Origin of the sequence: Enterobacter sp. HNDS-6, assembly GCF_039850505.1 — a bacterium.
Lineage (GTDB): Bacteria > Pseudomonadota > Gammaproteobacteria > Enterobacterales > Enterobacteriaceae > Enterobacter > Enterobacter kobei.
The window spans coordinates 2600823-2615344 of sequence record NZ_CP156673.1 but is presented as its reverse complement, the minus strand read 5'-3'; the positions used below and the strand labels follow the sequence as shown (position 1 = coordinate 2615344).

Sequence of the window (14522 nt, the reverse complement as noted above, 5' to 3'; positions counted from 1 at the left end):
TAAAAATTCGATCAGATCAGTATACCGCTATTCGGTGATACGGCGATAGACCGAAGGTGAGCTTTCTGGCGCTTTATCAGCAAGCGTAATGGCCGCTTTCACCGCCTTCGCCGCGTCCTGCCAGCTGGCTTCGTCTTTGGCGTGGATCACCGCCAGCGGACGTTGGCCATCAACGCTGTCGCCCAGACGGGCCATATCGGTAAAGCCGACGCTGTAATCAATGGTGTCTGACGCCTGACGACGACCGCCGCCCATCGAGACCACCGCCATACCCAGCGCACGGGTGTCCATTGCTGAGACAAAGCCCTCGCTGTCGGCATATACGGCTTTGCTGAGCGTCGCGGTTGGCAGGTATTTGGCGTAATTCTCAACGAAGTCGGTCGGGCCTTTTTGTGCGGCGACCATACGGCCAAAGATCTCTGCCGCTTTGCCGTTGTCCAGCACGGCCTGCAGTTTCGCGCGGGCTTCCGCCTCGTCTTTCGCCAGCTTGCCGGAGATCAGCATCTCTACACACAGCGCCATGGTCACGTCGAACAGGCGCGGGTTGCGGTATTCCCCCGTCAGGAACTGGACGGCTTCACGCACTTCGACCGCGTTACCGGCGCTGGAGGCCAGTACCTGGTTCATGTCAGTGAGCAGCGCGGTGGTGCGCACGCCTGCGCCGTTGGAGACGCCAACGATCGCTTCGGCGAGCTGGGCAGAAAGTTCATAGGTCGGCATAAAGGCACCGCTGCCCACCTTCACGTCCATCACCAGCGCGTCCAGCCCTTCTGCCAGCTTTTTCGCCAGAATAGAGGCGGTGATCAACGGAATGGAGTCAACGGTGGCGGTGATGTCGCGGGTCGCGTAGAAACGCTTGTCTGCCGGGGCAAGAGAGCTGGTCTGGCCGATAATTGCCACACCCACGTCTTTAATAATGTCGCGGAAGCGGTTGTCATCCGGGAAGATATCGAAGCCCGGAATGGCTTCCAGTTTGTCGAGCGTACCGCCGGTGTGGCCCAGACCGCGCCCGGAAATCATCGGGATGTAACCGCCACAGGCGGCCACCATAGGGCCCAGCATCAGGGAGGTCACGTCACCCACACCGCCGGTGGAGTGTTTGTCCACAATCGGGCCGTTAAGGTTAAGGCTTTTCCAGTCCAGAACGGTTCCTGAATCTCGCATCGCCATGGTCAGCGACACGCGCTCGGGCATCGACATATCGTGGAAGAAAATGGTCATCGCCAGAGCCGCAATCTGCCCTTCAGAGACGGTGTTATCACGAATGCCATTGATAAAGAAGCGGATCTCTTCGTCGCTTAATGCATGACCATCACGTTTTTTACGAATAATTTCTTGTGCGAGAAACACGGTAACCTCCATGCGGAATCGGGGGAATTGTGGCGGGTGGCGCTACGCTTACCCGCCCTACGACCCTGTAGGCCGGATAAGCAAAGCGTCATCCGGCATTGTCTGGCAATCAGTAGCTGCTTGCGCTCTTACCGTCGCCATGACCCAGCGCTTTCAGCAGGCTTGCCAGCAGGCTGGACGCACCGAAGCGGTAGTGACGGGAATCGGCCCAGTCGGCGCCGAACAGCTCGTCGGCAATCGCCAGGAACTGCTGCGCGTCTTCGGCAGTACGCACGCCGCCCGCAGGTTTGAAACCAACGGTTTTGGACACGCCCATATCGCGAATGACTTCCATCATGATGCGCGCGCTTTCCGGGGTCGCATTCACCGGTACTTTACCGGTGGAGGTTTTAATGAAATCCGCACCGGCTTTGATGGAGATTTCAGACGCTTTACGAATAAGCGCTTCTTCTTTCAGCTCGCCGGTTTCGATGATCACTTTCAGCAGCACGTTTGCCGCCGCGCACGCGTCTTTACAGGCTTTCACCAGGTCGAAGCCAACCTGCTCGTTACCGGCGATCAGCGCGCGGTACGGGAATACCACGTCAACTTCGTCTGCACCGTAAGCAATGGCCGCGCGGGTTTCTGCCAGCGCAATCTCGATATCGTCGTTGCCGTGCGGGAAGTTAGTTACGGTTGCAATGCGCACATCCGGCGTGCCCTGCTCTTTCAGCGTTTTGCGGGCAATCGGAATAAAGCGCGGGTAGATACAGATGGCTGCGGTGTTACCCACTGGCGTTTTCGCCTGATGGCACAGGGCGATGACTTTCTCATTGGTGTCGTCATCGTTCAGGGTAGTCAGGTCCATCAGTTTCAACGCGCGCAGGCTGCTTGCAGTTAAATCGGTCATAACATTCTCCAACGGCAGTGCCGTATCAATTTTACCTTGCGGGTCTGTGAGTATTTTAACATCCACCCGCATCCACACTTCGACATTCATCACAGTTAATGAAAACTGCGTACAAATTTGCATTACTGTAATGAGATCTTCTTCAAACTTTAGCGCACTTATTGCTGACTAAAGCCGCGATACCCCCTGTGGGATCAAAAGCCCCAACAGGCTGGCTTTCTACAATTTGTTCATCATCAGCAGAACACTCAAGGAAGCGAACATGCCAGATACCCTGCAACAACGTTGCCAGCACATTGTGACAAGTCCGGTGTTAACCCCGGAACAAAAACGTCATTTTCTGGCGCTGGAAGCGGAAAACAACCTGCCTTATCCGACGCTTCCTGAAGCCGCCCGCGCCGCGCTGGACGAGGGATTTATCTGCGACATGTTCGAAGGCCATGCGCCTTACAAACCGCGCTACGTCCTGCCGGATTATGAAAAATTCCTGGCTAACGGTTCTGAATGGCTGGAGCTGGAAGGGGCAAAGGATCTGGATGATGCCCTCTCGCTATTAACCATTCTCTACCATCATGTTCCTTCAGTGACATCTATGCCGGTCTATCTGGGGCAGCTTGATGCGATACTGAATCCATATGTTAGAATTCTAACACAAGAAGAAATCGATAGCCGAATAAAACGTTTCTGGCGCTATCTCGACAGAACGCTCCCTGATGCGTTTATGCACGCAAACATCGGGCCCGCTGACGGCCCCATCATCCGCGCCATTCTACGTGCAGATGCAGAGCTTAAGCAGGTCGCGCCGAATCTGACCTTTATTTACGATCCTGAAATCACCCCGGACGATTTGCTGCTTGAGGTGGCAAGAAACATTTGCGAATGCAGTAAACCGCATATTTCAAACGGCCCCGTGAATGATAAAATTTTCACAAAAGGCCGTTTTGGCGTGGTGAGCTGTTACAACTCCCTGCCGCTGGCTGGCGGTGGCAGCACCCTGGTGCGCCTTAACCTCAAAGCCATTGCGGAGCACAGCACCTCCGTTGACGACTTCTTCAACCGTACGCTTCCGCACTACTGTCAGCAGCAAATCGCCATCATTGATGCCCGCTGTGATTTTCTCTATCAACAATCAGGCTTCTTTGAGAATAGCTTCCTGGTAAAAGAGGGGCTGATTGATGCCGGGCGTTTTGTGCCGATGTTTGGCATGTACGGCCTGGCGGAAGCGGTAAACACGCTCTGTGAGAAGGACGGAATCAACGGTCGCTATGGCAAAGACGGGCAGGCTAACGCGCTGGGCTATCGCATCAGCGAACAGCTTGCGGCGTTTGTAGAAAACACGCCTGTGAAGCACGGCTGGAAACAGCGCGCCATGCTCCATGCGCAGTCGGGCATCAGCTCTGATTCAGGCACCACGCCAGGCGCGCGTCTGCCTTATGGTGACGAACCGGATCCCATCAGCCATCTGCTGGCCGTTGCGCCACACCACAGACACTATCACTCCGGTATCAGCGATATTTTAACGCTCGATGAGACGGTAAAACGCAACCCACAGGCGATAGTGCAGCTTTGTCTGGGCGCGTTCAGGGCCGGTATGCGGGAGTTCACTGCCAACGTTGCGGGTAACGATCTGGTCCGCGTGACGGGCTACATGGTGCGCCTGTCGGACCTGGAAAAATTCCGCGAAGCCGGTTCGCGCACCAATACGACCTGGCTTGGCGAAGAAGCCGCACGCAATACCCGCATCCTGGAACGTCAGCCGCGCGTGATAAGCTATGAACAACAGATGCGCTTTAGTTAGTCAGGTCATTCCTTTTTCCTGCGTGGACGGGCCGGGCAGTCGCCTGGCCCTGTTCCTGCAGGGCTGCAACCTGCGCTGTAAAACCTGCCACAACCCATGGACCATCGGGCGCTGCAACGACTGCGGCGACTGCGTGCCCCACTGCCCTCATGATGCACTCAACATTCAGGCCGGACGCGTATGGTGGCAGGAGAGTCATTGCCAGCAGTGTGATACCTGCCTTCATCTTTGCCCGCAGCAGTCCACGCCCATGGCGCACCGCCTGAGCGTGGAGGAGATCCTCACGCAGATCCGAAAAGCTGCCCCCTTTATTGAGGGCGTTACCGTCAGCGGCGGCGAGGCCACAACACAGCTGCCGTTTTTAATCGCCCTTTTTAGCGCAATCAAAACCGATCCTGAACTGCAGCATTTAACCTGCCTGGTGGACAGCAACGGGCTGCTAAGCGAAACCGGCTGGGAGAAACTGCTGCCGGTACTGGATGGGGCGATGCTGGATCTCAAGGCATGGGGAAACGCGCATCACCGTTTCCTGACCGGGCGCGAAAACCCGCTGATTAAACAGAGCATTCGCTGGCTTGCCGATCGCCACCGTTTGACGGAACTGCGCTTGCTGGTTATCCCGGAGCAGTGCGATTATCTGGAACATCTTAAGCCGCTGACCACGTTTATCCGCGGGCTTGGGAATGTTCCGGTGCGTATTAACGCGTTTCATGCGCATGGGGTTTACGGTGAGGCGGCGTCATGGCGCAGCGCCACGCCGGAGGACATTGAACCGCTGGCGCAGGCACTGGAAAAACAGAAGATAACGGTGATTCGTCCGGCACTTTACCTATAGCGTGATGCCAAATACCGCACGCGTATTTTCCAGTAACGCATCGGCAATCACCTCTTCAGGCTCCGTTCGCAGCTCACATAGGGTGGTAAACACGCGCGCCGCCTGCTCCGGACGATTCGGCTGGCCCTGAAAACCACTCAGCGGCATATCCGGGGCATCCGTTTCCAGTAGCAGCGCAGAGAGTGGCAACTGTGCCATCACATCGCGGGTTTTACTGGCACGCGGATAGGTAATGGTGCCCCCCACGCCAATTTTATAGCCCAGCTCGATAAAACGCTGCGCCTGCTGCAGGCTGCCGGAAAAACCGTGCACCACGCCGCTACGCGGTAGATCGATGCGTTTCAGGTGCATCGCCAGCTTATCGTGCGTGCGTCTTGAATGGAGGATCACCGGCAGGTCGTGACGCTTAGCCAGCCGAAGCTGCGCGTCGAGGATCGTCTGCTGGCGTTCAAACTGAGGATCCTCACGATAGAGATCGAGCCCGATCTCGCCGATAGCGACAAGTTTGTCTCCTGCGGTCTGCAGGGCTTCATCAAGTGCCTCAATATGCTCATCAAGGTGGCGCTCAATCACTATCGGATGCAGGCCGAGCGCAGCATAGAGAGCGGGGTAACGCGTGGAGAGCGTCAGCACACGCGAAAAATCAGCCGCTTCTACCGACGGTACAACGATCGCCTGAACGCCTGCCTCAGCGGCTTTCGCAATACTTTGCGCCTCATTTCCCGTAAACGGCGGAAAATCAAAGTGGCAGTGGGTATCAACAAAGCGGTGCGTCACGCCAGATCCTCGTTATCTAATAAAGCGTCATTCGCCTGTGGAATGTCCACCAGCGGCATCGTCAGGGCGTCGTTGGCGACAATTGCAGGGGGCGTAATGATGGGTTTATGCCGATGCAGAGGCGGTTGCTCCGCCAGCATCTTACCGACCGTCGCCAGGAAGTAGCGTCCGCACAGCCGCCCCGTTTTGTAATCCATGCGCAGCGCAGGGACGCGGCTGCCCAGCGCCATGCTGATCAATGGCTTAGGAGGATAGATTTCGAAAATTCGCAGCTTACCCGGCGGTTTTTCAATGAAACGCTGCATCGCGCCGTAGGTGGTTTCATGCTGCTTCGCGATGTTCACCAGCGGTTGCAGGCTGCTGTCACCCAACCAGCGCTCCATCCGCTTAAACCACTGCGGTGTATAGTACATTTGCGACGGCACGGTACGGATCACCACGATCGTTTTCGCACCGCGACGGGCGGCTTCCTGCACCGGTACCGCGTCACTGATCCCGCCGTCCAGATAGCTGATGCCGTCCAGCAGGGCGCCGGTACGATAAAAACCGGGAATGGCGCTGGAGGCGCGGATGATGTCCAGCCAGTTCTCCTTCTGCGGAGAGAAATAGCCCGGGGAATAGTCATCCCCCCGACTGGCGCACATCCAAAACTCTTTTCCGCTATCAAACAGACGGGCCGCCGTGTCCATTGCCAGCGGCATCTGGCTGGAGGTCGACTCCAGCAGCCAGTCGAGATCGATCAGGTTGCCGCCGCGCACAAAGCGCACCGGGTTAAAAAATTCTTTCGCCGTGGTGTAGCGCATAATCACTTTTCGCGCGTAGCCAGGCTGGTTGCAGACATAGGCTGAGAGATTCTGCGCCCCGGCAGACGTGCCAAAGTAGAGATCAAACGGGTTGAACTGCGCGCGCATAAACTCATCCAGCACGCCAGCGGTGAAAATGCCGCGCTGCCCACCGCCCTCACAGACCAGTGCGAGTTGACCCGCGCGAAACGGTTTTAACGTCAGCGGCGCAATATTGCCGAGCGTAACGGGAATTCGTTGCCCCACCTCTGCTTTCCTGTTTTGATTATTTTATAACACCACAGTAACGCACCCGACCTGTAACGCAAATAAGAAAAAGCCAGTCGCAGTGACTGGCTTTATTTTGTTGATGGAATATTGCGTTTGCTATGGACGTCGACGCCCTGTAAACAGGCTGACCAGGAACAGAATAATACCCACAACAAAGACAATTTTAGCTGCCCATGCCGCTGTACCTGCCAGTCCACCAAAGCCCAATGCGGCGGCAATTAACGCGATAACCAGAAATATAATGCCCCAACGAAACATAAGCTTCTCCTTTACCATAGTTAATGTCGGCCGCTAAACGTGAGCGCTCAGGTCACTCACCGGCGTTTTTCCAGAGTCGTTCTTATTTCGCCCGCAGGGTTGAGCCTGGCGGGCGACTGGTCCAGATTTACTTCGTTTTCAGATCGTTTTTAACGCTTTTCACACCATCAATCGCTTTCGCAATTGACTCGGCGCGTTCACTTTGCGCCTGGGAATCAACCGTACCGGAAAGCTGAACCACGCCATCGGTGGTTTCCACTTTCACCTTACGGGACGGTACGATGTCATCTGCTAACAGTTTAGCTTTGATTTCGCTGGTGGTTGCCGCATCCCCGGCATAACCTTTCACTGAAGCGTCTTTGCTGTCGCGAACGTGCAGTTTATCGCTCACGGAGGTGACACCCTCAACACCCTTCGCCACTTTGACAGCCTGTTCGGCCTGGGCCTGGCTTTCCACAAAGCCACTCAGGGTCACGACTTTCTTGTCGGTTTTAACGGAAATATCGGTGCTCTTGATCGCTTCGTCATCCACCAGTGCGGCTTTCACTTTTGCTGTGATAGAGCTGTCGTCCATGAAATTACCGACTTTATTCATAGAGCTATCGATTTTTTGCCCTGCGCTATCGGCTGTGGACTGTGCTTTATCCATGGTGCTGCTTTCCGCCAGAGCGGAACCGCTAACCAGAACGCTACCCAGTGTTACAGCCAGCAGAGTTTTAGAAATCTTCAGTCTTGTCATATTCATCGATGTATTCCTGTGTTGACCCGTTATTCGGGCTACATACTTCCTTAGTAGTTTTATATATTGCGAATAAACACACGGGCGAAATGGATAACCTAAAGCCATGCATTGAACAGTTAATTTATCCACGCCCGGTGCTAAACACTGAGTTAAATATAGATCACTCTCACAATGCCGCTTTCAGATTTGGGCAAAAAATAGGCAAAAGGCGTGAAAACGCAGTGAATTAAGAACATTCCGCAAGGGACTAATAAGACAGGAAATAAAGAAGAGCACGGCGAGTGCCGTGCCCTGAGAGGGAATTAGTGTTCGCGCGTTTTGCGGAACTGAACGTCAGGATAACGCTCCTGCGTCAGGTTCAGGTTCACCATGGTTGGGGCAATATAGGTCAGGTTATCGCCGCCATCCAGCGCCAGTTGTACTTCGTTCTTACGCTTAAATTCTTCGAATTTCTTCACGTCAGAACACTCAACCCAGCGCGCCGTCGCCACGTTCACCGATTCGTAAATCGCTTCCACGTTGTATTCGCTTTTCAGACGCGCAACGACAACGTCGAACTGCAGTACGCCGACCGCACCGACGATCAGATCGTTGTTGGCGATAGGACGGAAGACCTGCACCGCCCCCTCTTCAGAGAGCTGAACCAGACCTTTCAGCAGCTGTTTCTGCTTCAGTGGATCGCGCAGGCGAATACGACGGAACAGCTCAGGGGCGAAGTTCGGGATACCCGTGAACTTCATCATTTCACCCTGAGTGAACGTATCGCCGATCTGGATCGTACCGTGGTTGTGCAGACCGATGATGTCACCCGGATACGCTTCTTCAACGTGCGAGCGGTCACCCGCCATAAAGGTCAGCGCGTCGGAGATCACCACATCTTTACCAATACGCACCTGGCGCAGCTTCATGCCCTTTTCATACTTACCGGACACTACGCGCATAAAGGCGACGCGGTCACGGTGTTTCGGGTCCATGTTAGCCTGAATCTTGAATACGAAGCCGGTGAATTTCTCTTCTTTCGCTTCCACTTCACGGGTGTCGGTTTTGCGTGGCATCGGCTGTGGCGCCCACTCCACCAGACCGTCGAGCATATGGTCTACGCCAAAGTTACCGAGCGCGGTACCAAAGAACACCGGGGTAATTTCACCGCTCAGGAACAGTTCTTTGTCGAACTCATGCGAGGCACCTTTCACCAGCTCCAGCTCATCGCGCAGCTGCGCGGCAAGCTCTTCACCGACCGCAGCGTCCAGATCCGGGTTGTCCAGACCTTTCACCATGCGCACTTCCTGAATGGTGTGCCCTTTACCGGTTTGATACAGGTAAGTTTCGTCTTTATAGAGGTGATACACCCCTTTAAACAGCTTACCGCAGCCAATAGGCCAGGTGATTGGCGCACAGGCGATCTTCAGCTCGTTTTCCACTTCATCCATTAACTCCATCGGGTCACGGATGTCACGGTCGAGTTTGTTCATAAAGGTGAGGATCGGCGTATCGCGCAGACGGGTAACTTCCATCAGCTTACGGGTACGATCTTCTACCCCTTTCGCGGCGTCGATCACCATCAGGCAGCAGTCCACTGCCGTCAGTGTACGGTAGGTATCTTCGGAGAAGTCTTCGTGGCCCGGGGTGTCCAGCAGGTTTACCAGGCAGTCGTGATACGGGAACTGCATCACGGAGGTGGTAATCGAAATACCACGCTGCTTTTCCATCTCCATCCAGTCTGATTTCGCATGCTGGCTGGAGCCACGGCCTTTAACGGTACCCGCAGTCTGGATCGCCTGTCCGAACAGCAACACCTTCTCGGTGATGGTCGTTTTACCGGCATCCGGGTGCGAGATAATGGCAAAAGTACGGCGCTTGGCCACCTCTTGCAGATAAGGAGACAACGTCATAATTAAATCTTCTTTTATAAGCGCGGCAGCACGCCACGCGTCATGGAATACAAAATTGCGGCTATTTTACCCATCAATGGGGGGCAGGCAATCATTGTTTACACAGGAGTTGCTCCAGTTCGTTCAACGACGTGACGGTCCAGGTCGGCTCAATGCCTTCAGGCTTCACGCGGCCATGCGCATTCAGCCAGACAGTCGACAGACCGGAGTTCATACCCCCCAGAATATCAGACTCTGCGGTATCCCCTACCATCAGCACGCGGTCGCGGTCGGGATTTCCGGCTTGCGCCAGGGCATAATCAAAAATTCGCGGATCCGGCTTCGGCACCCCCACCTCTTCGGAGATCACCAGCGCGTCAAAATGATCGCGCAGGCCGGTGCGTTCAAGGCGGATCTGCTGCAGCGCGGTAAAGCCGTTGGTGATGATCCCAAGCTTCGCTTTACCTTTGAGAGAATCCAGCAGGGAAACCGCGCCCGGCAGTGGGGAGCAAATCTCTGCCATCGCATTGAGAAAAGCTTCGTTCAGCGAGCCCGGACTGACGTTTAAGCGTTCCGCCCACGCGTCAAAACGCTGGTGCTGGAGTTGTAACGCGGTGATGGCGCCGTTCTGATAATCCACCCACAGCGGCTTGTTCACCGCCTGATAGTCCTGAAAATCTTCAGCGGTGAAGGTCACGCTATAGTCGAGAAACATCCGCTGTAGGCCGCCGAACGCGTCAAAGGTAAACAGCGTTTCGTCGGCATCAAAGAAAATCCAGTCCCATTTCATCGTTACAACCTTATCTTTGTTATCCAATTGGCAGAGCCATAATAATGGCGTCTTCACGTCCCTCTGCGGTGGGGTAGTAGTTACGGCGGATTGTCGCCTCGTTAAAGCCTAAGCTTTCATAGAGCGCGATGGCGGCGACATTCGACGCGCGCACCTCCAGCCAGAGGGTAAAAACGTCACGGGTTTCGAGCTCACGAATGAGATGCTCAAGCAGTTCTCTTCCCAGTCCCCGGCGCTGAAACGCAGGGTCAACCGCGATGTTAAACAGCGTCGCCTCATCAAGGACGACCTGCGTTATGGCAAACGCCGCCATAGTGCCGTCAACGTCCAGCCGGTAGTTGAGGTACCGATCGCCCTGGTTGCTGGCGAACGTTTTTTCGCTCCACGGAAACGCGTGGGCGCGTGTTTCAATCGCGAACGCGGTGGTCAGGTCAGGCGTCGTGAGGGAAGAAATCGTGTTCATATTCGCAGATTTGTTGCCATAGCGCGCTGCGCGCTTTTGGGTTGGCTTTCAGTTCGTCCAGCGCTGGCGAGCAGATCTGGCTCCCCTGAAGAGAGATGTCGGTCGTCTCTCCGATGCGCCAGCTGTTACACCGACTCTCAGGAGGAAGCATTGCCACCCGTTCCGGCGTCAGCTGTAAAACCTGGTCGGAAGTCAGCTTCAGGCTGCGAAGGACATCACCAATCAGGGGTTCATTCAGGGCAGGCAGTTCTTCCGCCACCATCACCAGCCTGACGTGCGCCGGGATGGAGATAGCGATTTCGCCCTGCAACGCCGTCGGGCGACGCAAGGCCCACTGGGTGATGCCCAGCTGCTGCAACTGCCAGTCTCGTCGGGATGTCATAGCGAAAACTCCTGTCTCTCAGGCGCGCAAATATAGCAAATGTGTCGAAAGTGCGCCATCTACCTACTATAATCCCCGCCTGAGTTTATTGAGGAACAATTCATGTCTGCATTTACCCCGGCAAGTGAAGTCTTGCTGCGTCACAGTGATGATTTCGAAGAAAGCCGTATTCTGTTTGCCGGAGATATGCAGGATGACCTGCCTGCGCGTTTCGACTGTGCTGAAAGCCGTGCCCATACCCAATACTACCACCACTGGCAGGTGCTGAGCCGTCAGATGGGCGAGCGCGCGCGCTTTAGCCTGGTGGCGGAACAACGCGATATTGCTGACTGCGATACGCTGATCTACTACTGGCCGAAGAACAAGCCGGAAGCCCAGTTCCAGCTGATGAACCTGCTTTCCCTGCTGCCGGTGGGTTGCGACATTTTCGTTGTCGGTGAGAACCGCAGCGGCGTGCGCAGTGCTGAACAGATGCTGGAAGGCTATGCGCCACTGAATAAAGTCGACAGCGCGCGTCGCTGCGGTCTGTACCATGGTCGTCTGGAAAAACAGACAGAATTCGATGCTAACACCTACTGGGACGAGTATCAGCTTGACGGCCTGACCATCAAAACCCTGCCGGGCGTGTTCAGCCGTGATGCGCTGGATACCGGCAGTAAGCTGCTGCTTTCTACCCTGACACCACACACCAAAGGCAAAGTGCTGGACGTGGGCTGCGGCGCGGGCGTGCTTTCAACGGTGCTTGCCAGCCATTCGCCTAAAGTCCGTTTAACCCTGTGTGATGTGAGCGCCCCGGCGGTAGAAGCCAGCCGTGCAACGCTTGCGGCAAACGGCATTGAAGGCGATGTTATTGCCAGCAACGTCTTCTCTGACGTGACCGGCCGCTTTGACATGATCATCTCTAACCCGCCGTTCCACGACGGTATGGAGACCAGCCTCGAAGCGGCGCAAGCGCTGATTCGTGGTGCGACCCGTCACCTCAACAGTGGCGGTGAACTGCGTATTGTCGCGAACGCCTTCCTGGCGTATCCGAAAGTGCTGGATGAAACCTTTGGCTTCCACGAAGTGATCGCCCAGACCGGCCGCTTTAAGGTGTATCGCACCGTGATGACGCGTCAGGCCAAAAAGTAATCTCCCGTTCTGTTTGCCAGATAAGCGCATGCGCTATCCGGCAAACAGGCACCTCGCTCCCGACCATTTTTGCAGCGATCAATAAATCGTGCGCACTTTTCTGTTGACGTAAAGCTGAAAACATCTAGAATGCGCCTCCGTGGTTACGATACTTTTACAGTATCGATGGTATGCGAAGGTGGCGGAATTGGTAGACGCGCTAGCTTCAGGTGTTAGTGTCCTTACGGATGTGGGGGTTCGAGTCCCCCCCCTCGCACCATAAATCACGTTGATATTGCTCGCACTGGGCGAAGGTGGCGGAATTGGTAGACGCGCTAGCTTCAGGTGTTAGTGTCCTTAGGATGTGGGGGTTCGAGTCCCCCCCCTCGCACCAACGAGGCGATATCAAACCAGTAAGATAACTGTGCGAAGGTGGCGGAATTGGTAGACGCGCTAGCTTCAGGTGTTAGTGTCCTTACGGATGTGGGGGTTCGAGTCCCCCCCCTCGCACCAATTATCTTGCATCCCTTCTGTTGTTCCTCTTATTTTTCCCTGTTATTTGAAACTCATCAGTATTACCAGAATTCCACCGATCAGTGCCATACCGGATGGCAGTAAAACAAAGTGACGTAGTTGCTTATGCCAGATCATGCATGAAGTCACCAGCAATCCCGACACAAGAATGGTCTTCCAGACATCAATGGAGAGATCGGCGAACATCAAACCGCCAAGCACGACGCCCGGCAGCAGTACCCCCCATGCACTTCCCAGCACCCTGTTCAACATGCATCGCCCTTTCATAACGATAATGATAAACAATATCATATGATAAAGATTATCATTTGTCAGCACAGACAATCAAAAAAGTTCGACCTTTACCGCTATGTAGAATGACAGGAATAGCCTAAGGTGATAAATTGCTCACCTGTTAACTACACATAAAGTTTTTCTTATAATTACTCTTTGAGTTTTTTGCATATTTTATTGCGAAACAACGCCTATTTATCTGTTTTAATTAAATTTTAATAAAAACGCACGACTATGACATCACAATCCTGGCGGTCTTTGGTTCAACGAAAATATCAATTATCGTTACGTTTATTTTTATTTCTGAATGCAACCTCAGCGGTGTTCTCGGTAACAAATCCGCTCTATTCCGTGCGCGTGTTTTCCGCCCCGCTGATTGCTATTTTTTCCATCAGCACCGGCCTGTTCGTCTGGCACTGGAAAAAGTGTGCGCGAAAGATAAATATTCCTGTTGTTTCAGGGATCTTCGGTATTTTGTGGGCATGGCAAATTGATTCGAAATTTTCGCTAATTACCCATAACCAGGCGACGTATTTGTTAATCGCCCTATTAACGGTGCTTTTTATCGGAACGCTGGCATTCGCCAGTAATATCAAAGCATTTACTCTGCATTCACTCCCCGCGTTTATTGTCTGTCTGTGGTTAAGCGATCCAGAGATGTGGCTGAGAATGACCTATTCTTTCGCACTTCCTGTGGTAGCTATCGCTATTCATAACATTTTGCAAAGACGTAACGATCGCTTTGCGCAGGAATTGCTTTCCCGGCTGCTGGAAGAACGGGAGACCCTTACCGATCTCAGCATGATGGATCCGCTTACCGGCCTCTATAATCGGCGCGGCCTGCAGAGCCGCCTGGAGAACCTGCCAGCGGTGGAAAACGGTGAACACTTTGTTCTGCTGATGGATATCGACCACTTCAAAGCCTATAACGACCACTACGGCCATATGATGGGTGACCAGGCCCTGAAACGTGTTTCTGCAGCAATCCGCGACGCCGTGCGTTCGCGTGACATTGTGGCGCGTTTCGGCGGGGAAGAGTTTATGGTGCTGCTGACGAATATTTCAATTGAACACGCCCGTCATACGGCAGAACGGATCCGGCAGAAAGTCTACGATTTGAAAATCCCGCATCTCTTCAACGAAAGCGTCGCCACCAATGTCACCATCAGCATCGGTATTGCCATTTTTGAAAATGAAGATGTCGAAGGCGCGCTGGAGAGAGCAGACAGAGCGCTCTATGAAGCAAAGCATCTTGGACGTAACAACATTCTTCTGAGCGAAGAGCTGCAAACCGCGTAGACGGGTCGGCGTTGAATCAGGACAAAAGTCTTGCCATTGGTATAAGCAATAGTTAGGATTGGCAATCATTATCATTTA

15 protein-coding genes and 3 tRNA genes are annotated in these 14522 nt (G+C 54.2%); 7 read left to right on the top strand and 11 right to left on the bottom strand.

The window, feature by feature from the left end; genetic code table 11:
• Positions 1 to 27 precede the first annotated feature (27 nt).
• Both deoA and deoC read right to left on the bottom strand, forming a co-directional pair.
• On the bottom strand, positions 28 to 1350 hold the full coding sequence (gene deoA / locus ABFI50_RS12265; RefSeq protein ID WP_023332036.1) for a thymidine phosphorylase: 1323 nt from the start codon (positions 1348 to 1350) through the stop codon (positions 28 to 30).
• 109 nt (positions 1351 to 1459) lie between these two features.
• A complete protein-coding gene (gene deoC, locus ABFI50_RS12260; protein WP_023310320.1) occupies positions 1460 to 2239 on the bottom strand; it encodes a deoxyribose-phosphate aldolase in 780 nt (259 codons plus the stop codon).
• A gap of 262 nt (positions 2240 to 2501) precedes the next feature.
• Here deoC and ABFI50_RS12255 point away from each other — a divergent pair, with 262 nt between their 5' ends.
• Both ABFI50_RS12255 and ABFI50_RS12250 read left to right on the top strand, forming a co-directional pair.
• Positions 2502 to 4037, top strand: coding sequence for a YjjI family glycine radical enzyme (locus ABFI50_RS12255; protein ID WP_318586605.1), 1536 nt, complete (start codon positions 2502 to 2504; stop codon positions 4035 to 4037).
• Positions 4012 to 4872 carry a YjjW family glycine radical enzyme activase gene (locus ABFI50_RS12250; RefSeq protein ID WP_014882453.1) on the top strand — a complete coding sequence of 287 codons (861 nt, stop codon included), beginning with the start codon at positions 4012 to 4014 and terminating at the stop codon, positions 4870 to 4872. Before ABFI50_RS12255 ends, ABFI50_RS12250 begins: the two co-directional genes overlap by 26 nt.
• Here the strand turns inward: ABFI50_RS12250 and ABFI50_RS12245 are convergent.
• From ABFI50_RS12245 to ABFI50_RS12210, 8 genes are all read right to left on the bottom strand, one after another.
• Positions 4867 to 5649 (bottom strand): TatD family hydrolase, encoded by a 783-nt coding sequence (locus ABFI50_RS12245; protein WP_045269577.1) that lies wholly within the window; start codon positions 5647 to 5649, stop codon positions 4867 to 4869. The two genes, ABFI50_RS12250 and ABFI50_RS12245, sit on opposite strands and share 6 nt — an antisense overlap.
• Positions 5646 to 6698, bottom strand: a complete 1053-nt coding sequence (locus ABFI50_RS12240; RefSeq protein ID WP_045134351.1) for a patatin family protein — start codon at positions 6696 to 6698, stop codon at positions 5646 to 5648. Before ABFI50_RS12240 ends, ABFI50_RS12245 begins: the two co-directional genes overlap by 4 nt.
• Positions 6699 to 6818: 120 nt before the next feature.
• Positions 6819 to 6980, bottom strand: coding sequence for a DUF1328 domain-containing protein (locus ABFI50_RS12235; RefSeq protein WP_003856556.1), 162 nt, complete (start codon positions 6978 to 6980; stop codon positions 6819 to 6821).
• Between the two features lie 127 nt (positions 6981 to 7107).
• Positions 7108 to 7725, bottom strand: coding sequence for a molecular chaperone OsmY (gene osmY, locus ABFI50_RS12230; protein ID WP_023332031.1), 618 nt, complete (start codon positions 7723 to 7725; stop codon positions 7108 to 7110).
• Between the two features lie 299 nt (positions 7726 to 8024).
• Positions 8025 to 9614, bottom strand: coding sequence for a peptide chain release factor 3 (gene prfC, locus ABFI50_RS12225; protein WP_050862270.1), 1590 nt, complete (start codon positions 9612 to 9614; stop codon positions 8025 to 8027).
• A gap of 91 nt (positions 9615 to 9705) precedes the next feature.
• Positions 9706 to 10383 carry a pyrimidine 5'-nucleotidase gene (yjjG, locus tag ABFI50_RS12220; RefSeq protein WP_014882448.1) on the bottom strand — a complete coding sequence of 226 codons (678 nt, stop codon included), beginning with the start codon at positions 10381 to 10383 and terminating at the stop codon, positions 9706 to 9708.
• A 19-nt stretch (positions 10384 to 10402) separates the two neighbouring features.
• Positions 10403 to 10846, bottom strand: a complete 444-nt coding sequence (gene rimI / locus ABFI50_RS12215) for a ribosomal protein S18-alanine N-acetyltransferase (RefSeq protein ID WP_014882447.1) — start codon at positions 10844 to 10846, stop codon at positions 10403 to 10405.
• Positions 10815 to 11228, bottom strand: a complete 414-nt coding sequence (locus tag ABFI50_RS12210; RefSeq protein WP_014882446.1) for a DNA polymerase III subunit psi — start codon at positions 11226 to 11228, stop codon at positions 10815 to 10817. Before ABFI50_RS12210 ends, rimI begins: the two co-directional genes overlap by 32 nt.
• Before the next feature lie 102 nt (positions 11229 to 11330).
• Between ABFI50_RS12210 and rsmC the strand changes: the two genes are divergently transcribed.
• The 4 genes from rsmC to ABFI50_RS12190 all read left to right on the top strand — a co-directional run bounded on the left by rsmC (position 11331) and on the right by ABFI50_RS12190 (position 12851).
• Entirely contained in the window at positions 11331 to 12359 is a 1029-nt protein-coding gene (gene rsmC, locus ABFI50_RS12205; RefSeq protein ID WP_014882445.1) for a 16S rRNA (guanine(1207)-N(2))-methyltransferase RsmC, read from the top strand.
• Positions 12360 to 12531: 172 nt separating this feature from the next.
• Positions 12532 to 12618, top strand: a tRNA-Leu gene (locus ABFI50_RS12200).
• A 28-nt stretch (positions 12619 to 12646) separates the two neighbouring features.
• A tRNA-Leu gene (locus ABFI50_RS12195) sits at positions 12647 to 12732 on the top strand.
• A 32-nt stretch (positions 12733 to 12764) separates the two neighbouring features.
• Positions 12765 to 12851, top strand: a tRNA-Leu gene (locus tag ABFI50_RS12190).
• 42 nt (positions 12852 to 12893) lie between these two features.
• Here ABFI50_RS12190 and ABFI50_RS12185 read toward each other — a convergent pair.
• Positions 12894 to 13163, bottom strand: coding sequence for a DUF1435 domain-containing protein (locus tag ABFI50_RS12185; protein ID WP_032664925.1), 270 nt, complete (start codon positions 13161 to 13163; stop codon positions 12894 to 12896).
• Between the two features lie 216 nt (positions 13164 to 13379).
• On the opposite strand from ABFI50_RS12185, the gene ABFI50_RS12180 reads away from it, so the two are divergent.
• A complete protein-coding gene (locus ABFI50_RS12180) occupies positions 13380 to 14444 on the top strand; it encodes a GGDEF domain-containing protein (RefSeq protein ID WP_347484144.1) in 1065 nt (354 codons plus the stop codon).
• Positions 14445 to 14522 lie beyond the last annotated feature (78 nt).

Coding starts and splice junctions, on each gene's coding strand:
- deoC (WP_023310320.1), bottom strand. CDS start 2,239: ATGACCGATTTAACTGCAAGCAGCCTGCGCGCGTTGAAACTGATGGAC.
- ABFI50_RS12255 (WP_318586605.1), top strand. CDS start 2,502: ATGCCAGATACCCTGCAACAACGTTGCCAGCACATTGTGACAAGTCCG.
- ABFI50_RS12250 (WP_014882453.1), top strand. CDS start 4,012: ATGAACAACAGATGCGCTTTAGTTAGTCAGGTCATTCCTTTTTCCTGC.
- ABFI50_RS12235 (WP_003856556.1), bottom strand. CDS start 6,980: ATGTTTCGTTGGGGCATTATATTTCTGGTTATCGCGTTAATTGCCGCC.
- osmY (WP_023332031.1), bottom strand. CDS start 7,725: ATGAATATGACAAGACTGAAGATTTCTAAAACTCTGCTGGCTGTAACA.
- prfC (WP_050862270.1), bottom strand. CDS start 9,614: ATGACGTTGTCTCCTTATCTGCAAGAGGTGGCCAAGCGCCGTACTTTT.
- yjjG (WP_014882448.1), bottom strand. CDS start 10,383: ATGAAATGGGACTGGATTTTCTTTGATGCCGACGAAACGCTGTTTACC.
- rimI (WP_014882447.1), bottom strand. CDS start 10,846: ATGAACACGATTTCTTCCCTCACGACGCCTGACCTGACCACCGCGTTC.
- ABFI50_RS12210 (WP_014882446.1), bottom strand. CDS start 11,228: ATGACATCCCGACGAGACTGGCAGTTGCAGCAGCTGGGCATCACCCAG.
- rsmC (WP_014882445.1), top strand. CDS start 11,331: ATGTCTGCATTTACCCCGGCAAGTGAAGTCTTGCTGCGTCACAGTGAT.
- ABFI50_RS12185 (WP_032664925.1), bottom strand. CDS start 13,163: ATGATATTGTTTATCATTATCGTTATGAAAGGGCGATGCATGTTGAAC.
- ABFI50_RS12180 (WP_347484144.1), top strand. CDS start 13,380: ATGACATCACAATCCTGGCGGTCTTTGGTTCAACGAAAATATCAATTA.